We start from the raw sequence: 16090 nt of genomic DNA, 5'->3' as shown, positions 1-16090 counted from the left end.
TCCAATGCCTTTATAATCTTAATTTTATCTTGGAGTGGAAAGGCCCTTTTTGACATAATAAAAACTCCCCATTAAGTAAACAGATTTTATTTTTAATCTGTCTACCTAAAGGGGAGCATATCAGTGATGACTAGTTCTTTTTGTATTTAGCTGATCCTCTGCTCCTGGTCAGTGATAGCTCTTAAATTACGTGACCTTATGAAAAAGGCAGCTGTCATCGAAATGGCCAATATTCCAAAAATGACGCTCATCTTCTGAAGCCCGACCGCATCGAGCAGGAATCCGGTTATGAGCAAAACGATCTGGAAGAAAACCCGGTCCATCATATTCCGGAATGAGAAAAAGCGGCCATGGTAGTCTTTCGGCACCCTGGTCTGGAATATCGTAGCTGCTGTCGGGAAGAAGCAGCCAACAGAAAAGCCAAACATCAGGAAGGCGATGATCGTCAGTACAGGCTGATCGGCAAAATACAGCATCAATTGTGATAGGCCGATCAGCATCGAGCTGGAAAACAGGATTTTATAAGGTGAGAACTTATGGCTGATCCGTTTGATCAAAAACGCTCCGCTCATAAATGCAAGTCCTTCAGCCGTATAGATCCACCCTTTGATAGCCGAGCTCTCCTGCAATTCACTGATATTGATGACGACCAGGTTGAAGCCTCCGAGGAATATGAGCGGAATCAGCGTCAGGATCAAGGTCATCATTACGATCGGCAATTTTACGATAATAGGGAATACGTCTTTGAACCCCTGTTTCGGTCCTCCTGTGACTGCATTGGTTTTCTGCTTTTCTTCAAATTGCAGAAACCAGGTGAGGACAAAAAGGACAAGATAGGCAGCCATCGACAGGAGATAGACAGCATTCAATGGAATGGCCACGAGGAGGATTCCTGCTGCTGCTGTCCCGATTATTCGTGAAAGCGTGGATACATTCATATGGACCCCGTTCAACTGCAATAAATCCTTCTCATTGACAACAAGGGGAATCGCCGCCTGAAGCGCCGGAAAATAAAACGCAGCGGATACTTGCAGCAGCACAAGGAAGACGAGCATCCACCATATTGATCCTGTTTCAATCGCAATCAGCATGAAAACGACGCTGACTACCCGGACGAACCCTGAGATCAGCATGACCGCCTTTTTGCTGTATTGATCCGTCAACCTTCCCGCAAGCGGTCCTACGGCAATTCCTGCAAGCAGACCGGCAGCAAGCAGCAGCGATTTGAAAAAGTCGGAAGGGATCTTCTCCTGCATGAACTCGAGATTCCCAATTATCCCTAGCCACAATCCTAATCCGGCAATGAACTCACCAGTCAATAAAATCCACACATTCTTATTTCTCCACATACAGTTTATGCCTCTCGGTTTCTTATGAATTTTTTTATATATTCAATTATCGGATATTTGTAAACCTTCGTAAAGCTAAATATTTTTATATATGCATTAAAACGGTTGAATGGACCAAAAGGATACGGAAATAAGGAATTTATACCACCCTCTCTAATGATTTCCATCCTTTTGGCCGAGTTTTCCAGTTTATTTTTAGGGAAATCAAGAGAAGGGAGGTGATTGGGATAGTAATTGGCAAAAATCCGCCAATCAAAAAGAACGGGAGTGGAGAATTTGAAGAAATACATAATGAGCTTGGCTGCGGGTGTAGTCATTTTAGTGTTCCTGGGTTTTGGACAGCTTGAAACAAAAGCTGCAGAAATCAAAATGGGATCGGCAGGTTCGGAGGTTACATATGTTCAATCCATTTTAAAGAAGCTGGGATATTTCAATGATCAAACTACCGGCTATTATGGTCCCGTTACTACTGAAGCAGTCAAGGCGTTCCAAAGGGATTTTGGACTGGAAACAACCGGAGGGATGGGACCGCGGACAACCCAATTGATCAATGATATTGAGATGATGGCACATGTCGTAAATGGTGAGTCAAGGGGAGAGAGCTACCAGGGACAGGTAGCAGTTGCAGCTGTCATTTTGAACAGGGTGGAATCGAAGGATTTCCCGAATACAGTTTATGACGTCATCTTCCAGAGGAACGCGTTTACCGCGGTGTATGATGGTCAGTATCATCTACAGCCGAATTACATAGCTTACAATGCAGTGAAGGATGCATTGCTTGGGTGGGATCCTTCGTATGGCTCTGTTTATTACTACAATCCGAGTCTGGCCACAAATCAATGGATTTTTACAAGAACAGTCACAAAGCAGATTGGCAATCATAACTTCGCATATTGAGCTGAAAGCACCGGTTTATTGAAAATCCGGTGCTTTTTTGCATTCAAAGGTAAAAAACGGCACAAACTAGCTTCTGAGGAACTATATCAGGAAGGGACAGCAAATCGTGGTGTGCTGGTAATCAAACTAGGAGGGGACCGACATGACCAAGAAAGAAGTTGAGTTTAAACCAAGCTATGAATCAGACGGAAAAATGGAAAATAAGAAAAATGAAGCAAAGAAAAAGGACAAAAGCGCCAACTTCTTTAACGTAACACCGGAGAGTGAATAGGAAATACAAAGGAGCAAAAAGATGGCTGAGGAACGGATTGAAACCGCGACAGAAGATGATTTGCCTGTAATTGGTGAAATGTTTACAGATTGCAAGGAGTATCTTGAATCAAGGGGCATTTTGCAATGGGATGAGAAATACCCAAACCATGAGTATTTTGAAAATGCGATGCAGGGCGAAGAATTGTTCATCATGAAAAAAGGTGATGACACCATTGGGGTGATGGTTCTGGACGAGTGGCAGTCCCATGAATGGGAGAAGGCAGACTGGACCGAGACGAATGGGAAACCGCTCGTCCTTCATTCGTTCTGTATCGACCCTTCCGCACAGGGCGGAGGGTTTGGAAGCAAGATGCTCCAATTTGCCGAGGAGTTTGCCAGTGATCATGGCTATGCTGCACTCCTGCTGGATACTTACTCCGGAAACAAGGGGGCAGTCGGATTTTATGAGAAAAGAGGCTATAAACAGACCGGTACCGTCAGGATGGAAGGCAAACCGGAGGGGCATGAAATATATGTTTGTTTCGAGAAGCTGTTCTAATTAGATAGAAACCCTGTCTTCGGCAAAAACGGAGTCAGGGTTTCTTTGCTTTTATAGTTTAACAATGACCTCAGTGCCATCATGCAATTTTGCATCCACAAGCAAAGTTCCTTTGTGTTTGCCCAGTTCGCGGATGATTTCATTCATCAGCTGCCTGTTTAGTATTGTTGTGAAAAGCTCGGAGGGAATATGTTGTTTTTCAAGATCCTGATTTGCCCATTTATGCATCTGATTCTGGAACTTTTTAGATGTAAGAATGGCACTTGCAGCTTTTAAGATTGTGTAAGGGACAGGGAGGAAGAAAGCAATCTTATTTGTTTTGATTTTGATTTTCATCATATGTTTTACTCAATGGCAACTTTAACGGTATCGCCATTTGCCGATTGGATGTCAACGATATTCCCATCCAGCTCATTTTCGATTGCATCGATCAGCATATTGATATCAAGATCCTTGACGTATTGCTGTGATTGAGGGATACCTGCAGCGATGCTGTGTCCGGTCTTGAGAAGGGCTTTTACAAGCTTGATTGGCACATTGACGTTCACATTATCATTTTCTTTGGATACAACACGGATTTTTAGTGTTTTCTCCAAGTACTTGTTTTGTTTTTGAGGTACTGCAGCAGTTTCTTTTTCCTTGAGTACGGAAATCAGCTGGGCACCTTTTTCTGAATCAATCTTTCCTTCTTGGACCATCGTTAAAATCTTTGAAATTTCTTCACTCATCATCATTCCTCCTATTCACCTTTTAAAAGTTTGATTGCATCTTCTGGGGAAATTTCACCCTTTTCCAGCATCGCAACGATTTTCTTTTCATCCAGCTCATTTTTCTTTTGAGTGTCATATCCAAGTGCCGTGATAATATCGTTGAGCTTTCCACGGACTGTCGGATAGGATATTCCGAGTTCTTTTTCCACTTCTTTAATATTTCCGCGGGATACAAGGAAGATCTCGACGAACTGAAGCTGTTCCTTTGTTAAAGAGGCAAGCTTAGAAAGTTCGAATTCATTTTCAATTGTCGTATCACAGTGATTGCATTTCAGCTTAGTGATTTTAAGGGTTTCGCTGCAAACAGGACAATTCGTTAAGACAGGATAGGCCATGACTGCCTCCTTTCGATTGTGATTAAGTATATTTTATTATTTTTGATTAATAATGTAAATATTTAATTAAAAAATAATTAATAAAATTAATTTTGGTATTAAAAATTTAAATAAAATAAAAACCTATCCCATAAGGACAGGTTTTTTAGCTTATTTTCGCGGATCTACATAATCAGGATAATCGGTAATAATGCCATCTACCTTCATATCAATCAGGAACTGGGCTGATTCAGGGCTTCGTACTGTCCAGGATTGGATTTCCATTCCGAGACTATGAACCTTATCGACAAGCTCCCTGGAAACGAGGCCATAGCTTGGATTGAAGTAATCAGCATATGCTGCGAATTCTTCAAGAGCAGCGTCCGTTACATGAAGTTTTGAAGAGGTTAAGACACCAATCGGAACTTTTGGAAGCAGGGCATCCATCTTTTTCATTGATTCAAAGTTGAAGGATTGGAGAATGATTTTGTCATTCTGCGGCTTGTCCAAATTTCTTTCCTTCAATTCCTGTGCGACAGCTTCTTCGATTCCCGGATATAGTTCAGGTGACTTCAATTCTATCAAAATACCGATTTTTCCATGATAGCGGTCAAGCACTTCTTCAAAGGTGGGGATTTTTTCACCGGCGAATTGCTCGCCTTTGAAGCTCCCGGCATCAAGGCTTCGCAACTCTTCAAAAGTCAAATCGCCAACTTTTCCAGTTCCATCTGTTGTCCGGTCGACCGTCGTGTCGTGGATCACGACCAATTTCCCATCCTTACTGCGCTGGACATCAAGTTCAATGTAATCTGCTTTCAGTTCAAGCCCTTTATCAAATGCAGCGATCGTATTCTCAGGCGTATAACCTGCAGCTCCGCGGTGGGCGACAGTATCAAACTGTCTCAACTCTCCAGTGGTAGGTTCCGCAGCAAAGGCCTGTTGAAAAGGACTGAGCATGAGGGTTAAGGCAAATCCGGTTCCGATTAATGTCTTCTTCATTTCTCCATCTCCTCTGGGATATTTAATATGTAACAATGCCAGATTAACGGAGAAGTATTAAGACCCTATTTCAATATTGTTTAAAGAGAGTAATGGAATTATAAAAATATTTAGGAACATTTCCTCACGTTTATTTACAATTAATAAAATCATATAAGATTTCATTAAAGTTTTAATATTCTGTTAGAATAATAAAATAGATGTTTGGTAAAACCGGAAATTCTTAAAGAAAGTAGTGTGGTTTCATGAAAGTTTTAATCTCGGGCTTTGTGCCTTTTGGAAAGATGAGTATCAATCCTACTGAAAAGTTACTTCAGGAAGCTGAGAAGTTTTCGATCGAGAATGTGGAGATCAAAACGATTTTGCTGCCGGTAAATTATGATGAATGTGCGAAAGAACTGATCAAGAAAATCGAAGGAATCCAGCCGGATGTGGTGATTTCCTGTGGACTGGCAGCGGGAAGGACGGCTATTACTCCGGAGCGAATTGGGATCAATATTAAGGACACCGGTTCCGGCGATCCTTATCCGGATAATAAGGGCAATATTCCAACGGATGAAGCAATCGATGATCAAGGGCCGGATGGTTTATTCTCTACATTGCCAAACCGTTTAATCGAAAAGAACCTGAAGGAGCTGCATATCCCAGCTTCAATTTCGAACAGTGCGGGTACATTCATCTGCAATAACACATTGTACGCTGTTTTGAATCATATCTGTAAAAATAACCTGGCGATTAAGGCTGGTTTTATCCATTTTCCGGCATCGACAGAAATGTCTGCCCGCAATCCTGCGCTGCCATCCTTGCCGCAGGAAGTGATGACAAAGGCATTGAAGGTGATTGTCGAGACATGTACTTCATCATGACTAATCATGAAGTTTAAGGAGGAAAAGATGCGTTTTGAGATCTCGCCGCTGGGAGACTCGGCGGTCCGCATTTCGTTTGGGAATACAATCAATGAAAAGGTAAACAGACAGATTACTTATTTTTTAAACAAGCTGGAGCAGGGCAGGGTCAAAGGGATTATTGAATGTGTCCCTGCCTACACGACACTAGCGATTTATTATGAACCTGATGTCATTTCCTTTGAGGCTCTTATAAAGCAACTTAAAACCATTGATCAATCTTCAGAAGTTTTCCGGCAAGACAGGCGGCTTGTCTATGAGATCCCGGTCTGTTACGGGGGAGAGTACGGAGAGGATTTAGGATTTGTCGCAGAGTATCATGGTTTAGGGGAGCAGAAAGTCATCGACCTTCATGGTGATAGAGAATATCTCATCTATATGATGGGATTCATGCCAGGATTTCCTTATCTCGGAGGGCTCCCGGACAACCTGGCTGTTCCGAGACTCGAGAACCCAAGGCAGAGTGTAAAACCGGGAGCTGTCGGAATCGGAGGGAACCAGACGGGGATTTATCCTGCGGACGTTCCTTCCGGGTGGAGGATTATCGGCACAACACCTGTGAATTTATTCTCACCGGAAAAGAGAGAGCCGTTCTTATTGAGTTCAGGACATTATATAAAATTTGTGCCAATCAATGAGGAGCAATTTTTAAGTATTAAAAAAATGGGAGAAAACTACCAGGTCAAGACATATGAAAAGAGGTGAGGCAAGTGGTTTCGGTTGACCTTAATTGTGACTTAGGGGAAAGCTACGGTGTATTTAAAATTGGCAATGACAGTGAAGTGCTGAAGCAGATCACTTCTGCCAACATCGCCTGCGGCTACCATGCAGGCGACCATAATGTCATGATGGAAACGGTAAAAATAGCGAAAGCACATGGAGTGAAAATCGGCGCGCATCCTGGCTTTCCTGACCTGCATGGCTTCGGCAGGAGGGAGATCATGATGAGCACCAGGGAAATATACAATCTGACTGTCTATCAAATCGGTGCGCTCGCAGCGGCTGCAAAGGCTTGCGGCACAAACGTCGTCCATGTGAAGCCGCATGGCGCCCTTTACAATATGGCCGCTAAGGACCACAAAGTGGCAGAAGCGATTGCCCGGGCAGTGGCTGATGTCGATTCTAATTTGGTGTTATTCGGTCTCGCTGGGAGCTGCCTTGTCAAGGCCGGCAAAGAGACAGGACTGCAGGTGGCGCATGAGGTGTTTGCAGACCGTACCTATCTGACTGATGGGACGCTGACACCCCGTTCCGATGCTAATGCCATGATCCATGATGAGACGCTGGCAATGAAGAGAGTCGTTCAGATGGTCAAGGAAGGAAAAGTCGAGGCGGTTGATGGGACAGACATTGAAATCCAGGCCGATACCATCTGCATCCATGGGGACGAACCGCAGGCCTTTAACTTTGCAGTGAAATTGAGAGAAACATTATTATTCGAAGGCATCGAAGTCGGCAGGAGCTGGAATGCAAAATGACAGAGCCTCTATTTAAAGTGATCAAACCAGGCTTACAGACGACGGTCCAGGACTTGGGAAGGACAGGATATCAACAATATGGCATCAGTCCTTCAGGAGCGATGGACCACTACTCTTTGCGAATGGCCAATCTCCTTGTCGGGAACCAACTAGGTGAAGCAGGGCTGGAGACAACGATGCTCGGACCCAGTATTGAAGCATTGAGTGATGTGTCAATCGTCATTTGCGGCGGCGACTTGCAGCCGAAGGTGGAAAATAAAGAAGTACCGAATTGGAAAAGTTTCATGCTTAAAAAAGGAGAAACTTTGACATTTGGTAAGATAAAGAACGGAGCGAGGGCATACATCGGTGTTGCTGGAGGGATTAATGTCCCGCTCGTGCTCGGCAGCAAGTCAACATTCATCAATGGAAGGCTCGGCGGATTTAAAGGCCGCGCCCTGGAAGCAGGAGATCTATTATATGGAACTCCATTTGTCAGGCGAAACCGTTTTCTACATAAAGATTTAATTCCTTCATATCGAAAACAGCAGGAAATAAGAGTGATTCTTGGGCCGCATCTTGATAAATTTCCTCAAAAAACCATGGATCAATTTTTAGCTAGCGAATACAAAATATCAAGCCAATCCAATAGGATGGGCTACCGGCTTGAGGGACCGAAGCTGGAGACAAATGGGAGCTCCGATATTATTTCCGATGCCATCCCTCTCGGAGGAATCCAGGTGCCGTCCAACGGTCAGCCGATCATCCTGCTGTCAGAACGGCAGACAACCGGTGGATACGCCAGGATTGCCACTGTAATCTCTGTTGATATTCCGCTTCTCGCCCAGTCATTGCCGGGCACAAAAATCACCTTCAAGGAAATCACGATCGAAAAAGCGCAAAAAGAATACCAGAAGCAGAAAAGACTGTTCAAGTTTTTGTTCACTAATTAAATATCTTTTCGCGGGACCTGCTTCTTTTAAGAGGGCAAGTCTTTTTAAGTATAAAAAACTCTCCGCCGGAAATAACTGATAAAATCAGGTTTCACGGGGTGAGAAGCAATATGTATCTATTATTGGTAATAGCAGTCTGGATTTTTTTCGCCTATAGATTTATTGATTGGTCGCAATGGAAGAAGCAGTACTCGACCATCCTTTTTTTCATGCTGATCAATCTGCTCTACAATACGCTGTATTATAATCACACTCTGTGGGCTTTCCGCGGAGTCACCGCTGAGTGGCTGAACCACTCGATCATCAATATCGCGTTCACGTTTTTCATCTGTCCAGTCGGATTGATCATCTATCTTCAGCGGTTTCCGTCGACTAGAAGAAACCAGCTGATCTATTTGGGAACGTGGGTGACCTTTTATAGCATTATAGAAGCATTATTCGCACATAAAGGGATGTTCGTTTACGACAATGGCTGGAACAGCTGGCATAATATTTGGCTCAACCTGATTTTATTCGTTTTCATATGGGTTCATTATCGAAAACCAGTAATCGCCTGGATTGTTTCCGTCCCGATTGCAGTGGTCTTCTACTTATTATTTCCGTTCCCGCTGGACAGCCTAAAGTAAAAGAGGTGGATGAATTTGTTGATCCAAAATGTGTTGTCTGTGCCGGTATTTCTCGTATTGCTCTTTCTGACCTATTTCTCGATGTGGTTTTATATCCGCAGGCATGAGGTCAGGAATGGGGATAGAGAATAAAAAGCAGTGAATATCAACAAAATTAAGTATAAGGCCAAAAAACACGGTGGAAAGGAATCCACCGTGTTTTCATATGCCAATTTCTTTTGCCGTTTCTACAAATTGGTCCTTTGGATTCTTTTTCATAACGAAAATCAAAGTATAGGCAAGCATCAGCGCGACAAGAAAGATAACCGAGAATCCGTATATGAAGTGGTAGCTCGTATAAGAAGCAAGCAGGCCAAGTCCGGCCGATCCCAGAGCCATTCCGAGATCCATCGAGGAAAAGTACATCGCATTCGCGGTTCCCTGTTTTTCCTTTGATACTGCGCTCACCGCAATTGCCTGCAGTGTAGGTGCTACTGTCCCATATGCGAAACCATAAAAAGCGGCAGCGACTAAAAGGGTTAAGGTGTTTTGAGTGACAGCCAAAAGTGTCAATCCGATGATTCCTGACGCAACTGCAGGGTAGATGATGAACTTATGGCCGTATTTATCATAAAGTCTGCCTGAAACCGGCCTGATGACGACCATCACGATTGTCAGGACAAGGAAGAATAATGAAATGGTTGCCCCGAGGTTAGCCTCTTTGCCTAGTTCCCGCAGGAAGCTTACGACTCCGCCAAGCGTAATGGAGAAGAAGGCTGTAAGAATCGCTGGCGTAAAAGCATCTCTGTCGAAAGCATGCTCACGGAAATTGATTTTCTGCGGCTTAGCTGGCACAGCTTTTCGAGGGCTTTTTACAAAGATATTCAAGATCATGATCAGCAGGGTCAATCCGACTGAAATCGCGATCAGCATATTGAAAGAAAAAACCTGGAGCAGGGCCAGTGCCAGCATCGGCCCGAGGCTTGTCCCTACACTTGTTGCCATCCCATAATAGCCTATTCCTTCACCGAGACGGTGGGGAGGGATGATATTGGTCGCCATGGTCGAAAAGATCGTGGTAATGATACCGAAACCGACTCCATGGAAAACCCTGAGCAGGAGCAGTATTGCGACTGAATCCTGGCCTAAGCTAAGGCCAACAGTTATGGCTGTTAACCCCAGAGATATGAGGCTTAATATCTTATAGTCCATCTTCTGCATCAGCGAAGCGACAAAAAAACGGGTGGCGATTGCAGCAACCATGAAAACTGTAGTCATTAAACCGGCTTGCGCCGGATTGTTTTTAATGTCTGTAACGAAAGCGGGGAAACCGGCAGTCAAAAGCTGCAGGCATAGAAAAAATAAAAAAGCCATCAAAAGAATGGCCGTAAACCGTGCTGTCCACAACTTGGATGTAGTGTTCATCATATTCCTTCTTTCTGATTGTTTTCCTCCTGGAGCCCGGCGATATTGTCTTCCAATTTGGATAAAACTTCCCTGAAAATATCAAGATTGTCCGGACCAATGCCATTGGTGATCTCGACGTAAACCTTTTCAAGATAAGGAGCCACTTCCTCTACAAGATGCGCGCCATTTGGAGTGATTTCTACCAGAAAAGAACGGCGATCCTGGGGATTGGGCACCCTTTCGACATTTTCCTGTTTTACAAGGAGATCAAGGATTTTTGTCAGTGTTGCCTGGTCTTTGTCTGAGCGGATCGATAATTCTTTTTGTGAAATCTTATCTGACTCGTTCAGGGTGCGCAGGACACTCCACTGTTCGGTCGTAATATGATAATTCTTCAAATGATGGTTAATGATTCGAGTGAGCTTCTTGCTTAACCGAACCGAAGCTGAGCCAATTGCTTTATCCATGGACATATTCATGAGCGTGACCTCCTCAATTACCTCATATCATTTTAGCATGATGAATATTTTGTGTAAATATAATTTGTATACAAACTATATTTTTAGCATTAACAGGAATTTTTTTTGAAAGGTTTAGAGGATTAATTAAGTGGATTGTTCTAAATATTTATTGCATTCTAAAAATTTAGAACGTAAAATATAACTAGAACATATGAATATTTTGGAAGGTGAATCAAAGTGGATTATATTAAGAAAACGATGGACGTGAATTTGGAGCAGCAAAAATTGATCTCGAGTCCTTTGCGAGTGAAAATCATTTATTTGCTTGCGACGAAAGCAATGACGGCAAAGCAGGTTGCCGATGAACTTGGTAAAACAGCTGGCAGCATTCATTACCATATCCAGCAGCTATACAATGGCGGCATTCTGGAATTGGAAGAGACGAAAGAAAACAGGGGGATCATCGAGAAATACTACCGGTCAAAAGCAACCCACTTCAACCTTAACGACGATCAGGGGAAGCCGGAAACTGAAAAGGTCGTAAGTCAGGGAACATATATTTCGTTGACGGAAGAAGACAGGAAGGAGCTTCAGGCTGATATTGATCAATTATTATTAAAATACGTGAAAAAATCAGCAAAGATGAGTGATAAGGATAAAGTTTCGTATGAGTTCACTATCTCTTTAAAAAGGACGCTTGAGGAGGAGAGTTAATTGGAAGGTGCAATCAAGAAAAATCTTGTGCTATTTCTGATCGGAAAGGTGACCTCTGTTCTTGGGTCATCAATCTATGCTTTTGCCATCGGACTGTATATTCTGGCGGAAACAGGCTCGAGCCTTAATTTTGCTGTCACGCTCGTGCTCAGCATGCTGCCGCGGATTCTGCTCGCCCCGGTTGCAGGGACATTGAGCGACCGCCTGGACCGCAAGAAAATGATCATTTTCTCGAACTTTGCGAGTGCTTTCTGGCTTGCGATAATCTTAATGTCGTTCCTGTTTTTCAGTCAGGAAATCTGGGTTTTGTATGTGGCCACCACTGGATTGAGCATCATCAGCACCTTTTATTCCATCGCCGTTACTTCATCGATCTACAACATGGTGGGACCTGACCACCTGCAGAAAGCAATGTCTTTGAACCAGGCAGCCATTTCCCTTTCGGCTATTTTAGGGCCGGTGCTAGGCGGAGTTTTCTTTGGCATCATCCAAATCCACCTCTTCATGGCATTGAACATACTAACCTATCTCATCGCAGCTTTTGCAAGCATCCTCATAGAATACAATCTCTTCTCAAAGAAAACGCAGGATAAAAAAACAACCAGAATGGCAGAAGACCTGAAACAGGGGATTTCCTATATCAAAGCCCAGCCGTTTCTGCTCCACCTTGTGATCCTGAGTGTCTGGCTGAACTTCTGGTTCGCAGTCTTTCCAGTGGCGATGCCTTATTTGGTCCTGACAGTCAGGAAAATGTCATCAGTCCAACTTGGTTTCATAGAAGGTGCATTCTCGGTCGGAATGATGATCATGGCACTCATCCTGTCGGCAAGAAAAGAAATCAGAAGAAAGGAATTATCCATCATTGGAGGCATGCTTATCCTTTCTGCGGTATTGATGCTGATTGGTCTTCCGGCAATTCCGGGCTTCATGGCAATGTCAAATCCTTTGATCTTCGGATATCTGGTAAGCATGGTCCTCGTCCTGGCCGCGGCAATTATGTTCATCAACACGCCAGTAAGCGTCCTCCTGCAAAAGAACACGCCTGACGAGTACCGTGGAAGAGTCATGGCCCTACTGGAAACTGGCTCAAGCGCGATGACACCTGCAGGATTTATCCTGTTTGGGCTGCTGCTTGAAAAACTGCCCGTGTGGCTGCTGCTGGCCGTGTGTGGATTCAGCCTGTTCGCAGTCGTCTTTTACCTTTACCGTGAAAAAATGTTCCTCAAGCTTTTGAGGGAAGAAGACAAGGCAAGTACAGCATCCATGTAAAAGGCTGTTTTCGTAAAGATTGTTGTTAAAATCCTAAAGCCGATTTTAACGTGATAATAGCCATTGTGTAGGTCGGTACTAAGTTTGCAAGCTCTTTTCTCATAATAGTCGTGAATTGTGTGAACAATCTTAGCTAATTCAATCCTATTTTGTAGCAAATAGCAACAAAGTTTTAGAAAAGAGCCATTTAAAAACAGCTGATAAAAAAGGATGAGCGATATGAGCTCATCCTTTTTACCATTGTTTCGGTTCGTAATTCAAATCGCTGAAAAGCTGCTGCTTCTCCTTTTTGGTCAAGTCGCGCCATTGGCCGATCTGAAGGCTGCCAAGATGGATGTTCATGATCCGGATGCGCTGGAGTCTTAGGACTTCGTAGCCAAGAGTTTCACACATGCGGCGGATCTGCCTGTTCAATCCTTGTGTAAGGATGATATTAAATTCGTATTTCGAAAGCTGGATGACCTTTGCAGGCAATGTTTTCGTCCCAAGGATCCTGACACCTTCAGACATTGCCTTGACGAATTCGGGAGTGATTGGCTTGTCCACGGAAACGATATACTCTTTCTCATGCTTGTTCTCAGCCCTGAGGATTTCATTGACGATATCTCCGTCGTTCGTGAGCAGGATCAAGCCTTCTGAATCCTTATCAAGCCGCCCGATGTTGAAAATCCTTAGCGGGTGATTGACAAGATCGATGATATTCCCCTTCACATGTCTTTCCGTCGTACTTGTGATGCCGACTGGTTTATTCAAGGCAATATAAACATAATTTTGTGACACCCTGATTTCTTCACCATTGAGCTTGACGACATCGCCAGGCTCAACCTGGCTGCCGATCTTCGCAACCTTGCCGTTGATCGTCACTCGTCCTTCCTCAATGAGACGGTCCGCACCCCGCCTTGATGTTTTGCCTGTTTCGCTGATGAATTTATTGATACGCAGGTTAATCCCACCCTTAAACATTTGAAGTATACAATTAAGAATATTCCACTGTGTGGTTATTTTCAAGCCTTGTCCTGTCCTTGCTGCCTAAATCCTTAAGAAGATCCACTTGATAAATGACCTCATAAGTGAAGTATAAGAATCAAAAATGATTAAACAAGCCTTATTTAGTCTAAATAAGTAAAGACAGAGTTGGCAATTAGGGGGATGTTGAGGTTGTTAAGAAAAATTGCTTTAAGAATAAGGGAAAGTATGTGGCTCAGGCCGGTTATTTATAGTGTGCTTGCATTTTTGCTGGCATTGATTGTGATATATATTGACCATAACGGACTGTCAGAGAAAGTTGTCCCATCATTCTTGCTTACCAGCGTCGATCTGGCGCAGACAATTTTGGGTTCGCTCTCCGGAGCACTTTTGACGATGACCACGATTACGTTCTCAACCATAATGGTAGTATTGACTACATATTCATCCCAATTTTCTCCGCGAACGCTGAATAATTTCGTAGAAGATCCATTGACAATGCGAGTTCTTGGAATCTTCATGGGAGGGTTTGTCTACTCGGTCATGTCTTTGCTCTTCATGAGTGAAAACTGGTACGAAAGTGAAGTGGTTTCCGCTTCAGTTGGAGTGGTGATTGCATTCATTTGCCTGGGTGTTTTCGCCTATTTCATTCATAATGTGGCAACCTCCATTCAGGTCAGCACACTGATCCGTGAAATCACTGATGGAGCGATGAAGGTGATTAAAAGGCAGGAACAGACTTTAAAAAGCAAATATACGAATGTGATTGATGACAGGGAAGATGCAGATTTCACCTATGAATTCATCAAGGATGTAAAATGCAGGGGATATGGCTATGTACAGCTGACAGACTATCACGGCCTTTTGAAATATGCAGCTCATCATAAAATTGGGGTCGAGGCGAATTTTTTGAATGGAGACTTTCTCACTGAGGACAGTATTGCCTTCAGGGTCCATCATAGTGGGGAAGTGGCCGAGGATATCGATGGAGTGCTGAACCAGTACTTGAAGCTTGGCAAGGAACGTTCATCGATTCAGGATCCGGAATTTGCCCTGCAGAAAATCGTCGAGGTGGCGTTAAGGGCGATATCCCCCGGTATCAATGATCCAAATACAGCAAGAGTCTGTATTTCCTATCTTGGCATGGCGCTTTCACACTTGTGCCGGATTCGTTCAAATGGCCGCTATATCGCTTACTATGACGAAGAAATGCAGCCAAGGATCATTGGCAAACAAAAAAGGACCATTGACATCTTATATCTATCTTTTTACCAGATCATCCATTATGGGAGCGAGGATTTTTCAATCCTTACAGCCCTGATCGATGCATATCTGTTAATCGGAAGTTCAGCTGATGAATCATTGAAGAAAAGCATCTGGGAGCTTTATATTTACAATATGGAAAAATTCAATACCGATGAACTGAAGGGACTGGACCAACTCTATTTGAATGAAAAGAAACAAGAACTTTCCACCGTTTTGGGAATAGCGCTTTAGGATGGAAACAGGTTTTCAAATTTTCATGATCAAGGAATGAAGGCATTCTGCTGAGGCAGAGTGTCTTTTTGTTTTGCGAAAACAGCCTTTTGTTTAAGGGCAGGAATAACGAAGTATAAAAAAGGGATGCTAATGGAAAAAAGGAGTGCCTGAAATGTTAAGGTCCTTGATAGCAGCAGCATTGCTTTTTTCATTATTTTTCCCGGCTTCGGCACATGCCCAGGGCAACGCAGATTGCGAAAAGCTGAAAGGAATTTTCAATACAGACGTGGAAAACGCAAATGGTGTCTGCAAAGTGGAAATCATCCGTGAAAATATAAAACAACCGACATTCATGGATAAAAAGCTGAAAATGGAAATGATGGAACTTGCCTTCCATATCAGTTTTGAAAACGTTGATCGGCAAACAGCTGTTATGGGAGAACTGGCCCTGCTGCAGGATGAAGTAAACCCTGTCCTGGATGAGTTAAGAAAAGGGGAAATTGAAATCTCTGCTTTGCACAACCATATGCTCTTTGAAAAACCGAGAATCATGTATCTCCACTTTCAGGGGATTGGCGATATGGAGCAGCAGGCAAAAAGCATCAAAGCGGCGATCGAAAAAACAACCAAGTAATAGCGGACAGCGGAAAAGTAATTTCCCGCTGTTTTTTTCCGGGAAGATACAAATAATAACGAAGATGTTTAGCAGGCAGCAGATTAGGAAAAATCTTTCG

General features: G+C 43.4%; 20 protein-coding genes. 12 read left to right on the top strand and 8 right to left on the bottom strand.

Annotation, left to right across the window (positions count from 1 at the left end):
- Positions 1 to 146: 146 nt before the first annotated feature.
- Positions 147 to 1349, bottom strand: a complete 1203-nt coding sequence (locus ACNAZ4_RS23470; RefSeq protein ID WP_415818649.1) for an MFS transporter — start codon at positions 1347 to 1349, stop codon at positions 147 to 149.
- Positions 1350 to 1616: 267 nt separating this feature from the next.
- Here ACNAZ4_RS23470 and ACNAZ4_RS23465 point away from each other — a divergent pair, with 267 nt between their 5' ends.
- The 3 genes from ACNAZ4_RS23465 (at position 1617) to ACNAZ4_RS23455 (ending at position 3057) form a co-directional block, all read left to right on the top strand.
- Positions 1617 to 2246 carry a cell wall hydrolase gene (locus ACNAZ4_RS23465; protein WP_415818653.1) on the top strand — a complete coding sequence of 210 codons (630 nt, stop codon included), beginning with the start codon at positions 1617 to 1619 and terminating at the stop codon, positions 2244 to 2246.
- A 142-nt stretch (positions 2247 to 2388) separates the two neighbouring features.
- Positions 2389 to 2517, top strand: a complete 129-nt coding sequence (locus tag ACNAZ4_RS23460) for a hypothetical protein (RefSeq protein WP_415818648.1) — start codon at positions 2389 to 2391, stop codon at positions 2515 to 2517.
- 21 nt (positions 2518 to 2538) lie between these two features.
- Positions 2539 to 3057 carry a GNAT family N-acetyltransferase gene (locus tag ACNAZ4_RS23455; RefSeq protein ID WP_415818646.1) on the top strand — a complete coding sequence of 173 codons (519 nt, stop codon included), beginning with the start codon at positions 2539 to 2541 and terminating at the stop codon, positions 3055 to 3057.
- A 51-nt stretch (positions 3058 to 3108) separates the two neighbouring features.
- Here ACNAZ4_RS23455 and ACNAZ4_RS23450 read toward each other — a convergent pair whose 3' ends face one another.
- The 4 genes from ACNAZ4_RS23450 to ACNAZ4_RS23435 form a co-directional block, all read right to left on the bottom strand.
- Positions 3109 to 3396 carry a hypothetical protein gene (locus ACNAZ4_RS23450; protein WP_415818644.1) on the bottom strand — a complete coding sequence of 96 codons (288 nt, stop codon included), beginning with the start codon at positions 3394 to 3396 and terminating at the stop codon, positions 3109 to 3111.
- A 5-nt stretch (positions 3397 to 3401) separates the two neighbouring features.
- On the bottom strand, positions 3402 to 3785 hold the full coding sequence (locus ACNAZ4_RS23445) for an SHOCT-like domain-containing protein (protein WP_415818643.1): 384 nt from the start codon (positions 3783 to 3785) through the stop codon (positions 3402 to 3404).
- An 11-nt stretch (positions 3786 to 3796) separates the two neighbouring features.
- Complete coding sequence (locus ACNAZ4_RS23440; protein WP_415818641.1) at positions 3797 to 4162, bottom strand: DUF2089 domain-containing protein; 366 nt, start codon at positions 4160 to 4162, stop codon at positions 3797 to 3799.
- Between the two features lie 150 nt (positions 4163 to 4312).
- Entirely contained in the window at positions 4313 to 5140 is an 828-nt protein-coding gene (locus tag ACNAZ4_RS23435) for a glycerophosphodiester phosphodiesterase (RefSeq protein WP_415818640.1), read from the bottom strand.
- Between the two features lie 245 nt (positions 5141 to 5385).
- On the opposite strand from ACNAZ4_RS23435, the gene ACNAZ4_RS23430 reads away from it, so the two are divergent.
- From ACNAZ4_RS23430 to ACNAZ4_RS23410, 5 genes are all read left to right on the top strand, one after another.
- Positions 5386 to 6006 carry a pyroglutamyl-peptidase I gene (locus ACNAZ4_RS23430; protein ID WP_415818639.1) on the top strand — a complete coding sequence of 207 codons (621 nt, stop codon included), beginning with the start codon at positions 5386 to 5388 and terminating at the stop codon, positions 6004 to 6006.
- Between the two features lie 27 nt (positions 6007 to 6033).
- On the top strand, positions 6034 to 6750 hold the full coding sequence (gene pxpB / locus ACNAZ4_RS23425) for a 5-oxoprolinase subunit PxpB (RefSeq protein ID WP_415818638.1): 717 nt from the start codon (positions 6034 to 6036) through the stop codon (positions 6748 to 6750).
- A gap of 5 nt (positions 6751 to 6755) precedes the next feature.
- The gene (locus tag ACNAZ4_RS23420) at positions 6756 to 7523 is read left to right on the top strand and encodes a LamB/YcsF family protein (protein WP_415818637.1); all 768 of its coding nucleotides are present in this window, start codon (positions 6756 to 6758) and stop codon (positions 7521 to 7523) included.
- Positions 7520 to 8455, top strand: a complete 936-nt coding sequence (locus tag ACNAZ4_RS23415) for a 5-oxoprolinase subunit C family protein (protein WP_415818635.1) — start codon at positions 7520 to 7522, stop codon at positions 8453 to 8455. Before ACNAZ4_RS23420 ends, ACNAZ4_RS23415 begins: the two co-directional genes overlap by 4 nt.
- Positions 8456 to 8565: 110 nt before the next feature.
- Positions 8566 to 9081: a CBO0543 family protein gene (locus ACNAZ4_RS23410; RefSeq protein WP_415818634.1), complete on the top strand. Its 516-nt coding sequence runs from the start codon at positions 8566 to 8568 to the stop codon at positions 9079 to 9081.
- 201 nt (positions 9082 to 9282) lie between these two features.
- Here the strand turns inward: ACNAZ4_RS23410 and ACNAZ4_RS23405 are convergent, their stop codons facing one another.
- Both ACNAZ4_RS23405 and ACNAZ4_RS23400 read right to left on the bottom strand, forming a co-directional pair.
- On the bottom strand, positions 9283 to 10488 hold the full coding sequence (locus ACNAZ4_RS23405; RefSeq protein WP_415818633.1) for an MFS transporter: 1206 nt from the start codon (positions 10486 to 10488) through the stop codon (positions 9283 to 9285).
- Complete coding sequence (locus tag ACNAZ4_RS23400) at positions 10485 to 10946, bottom strand: MarR family winged helix-turn-helix transcriptional regulator (protein WP_415818631.1); 462 nt, start codon at positions 10944 to 10946, stop codon at positions 10485 to 10487. Before ACNAZ4_RS23400 ends, ACNAZ4_RS23405 begins: the two co-directional genes overlap by 4 nt.
- A gap of 219 nt (positions 10947 to 11165) precedes the next feature.
- Here ACNAZ4_RS23400 and ACNAZ4_RS23395 point away from each other — a divergent pair, with 219 nt between their 5' ends.
- Positions 11166 to 11642 (top strand): ArsR/SmtB family transcription factor, encoded by a 477-nt coding sequence (locus ACNAZ4_RS23395; protein WP_415818630.1) that lies wholly within the window; start codon positions 11166 to 11168, stop codon positions 11640 to 11642.
- The gene (locus tag ACNAZ4_RS23390; RefSeq protein ID WP_415818628.1) at positions 11643 to 12911 is read left to right on the top strand and encodes an MFS transporter; all 1269 of its coding nucleotides are present in this window, start codon (positions 11643 to 11645) and stop codon (positions 12909 to 12911) included. It abuts the gene before it with no gap.
- 234 nt (positions 12912 to 13145) lie between these two features.
- Here ACNAZ4_RS23390 and rluF read toward each other — a convergent pair whose 3' ends face one another.
- Positions 13146 to 13874, bottom strand: a complete 729-nt coding sequence (gene rluF / locus ACNAZ4_RS23385; protein WP_415818626.1) for a 23S rRNA pseudouridine(2604) synthase RluF — start codon at positions 13872 to 13874, stop codon at positions 13146 to 13148.
- Positions 13875 to 14069: 195 nt separating this feature from the next.
- Here rluF and ACNAZ4_RS23380 point away from each other — a divergent pair, with 195 nt between their 5' ends.
- Positions 14070 to 15374 carry a DUF2254 domain-containing protein gene (locus ACNAZ4_RS23380; RefSeq protein WP_415818625.1) on the top strand — a complete coding sequence of 435 codons (1305 nt, stop codon included), beginning with the start codon at positions 14070 to 14072 and terminating at the stop codon, positions 15372 to 15374.
- A gap of 154 nt (positions 15375 to 15528) precedes the next feature.
- Positions 15529 to 15990, top strand: coding sequence for a DUF1259 domain-containing protein (locus ACNAZ4_RS23375; protein WP_415818623.1), 462 nt, complete (start codon positions 15529 to 15531; stop codon positions 15988 to 15990).
- Positions 15991 to 16090 lie beyond the last annotated feature (100 nt).

This window comes from Mesobacillus thioparans (genome assembly GCF_965138835.1).
Lineage (GTDB): Bacteria > Bacillota > Bacilli > Bacillales > Cytobacillaceae > Mesobacillus > Mesobacillus thioparans.
This window is presented reverse-complemented; position numbering and strand designations above follow the sequence as displayed.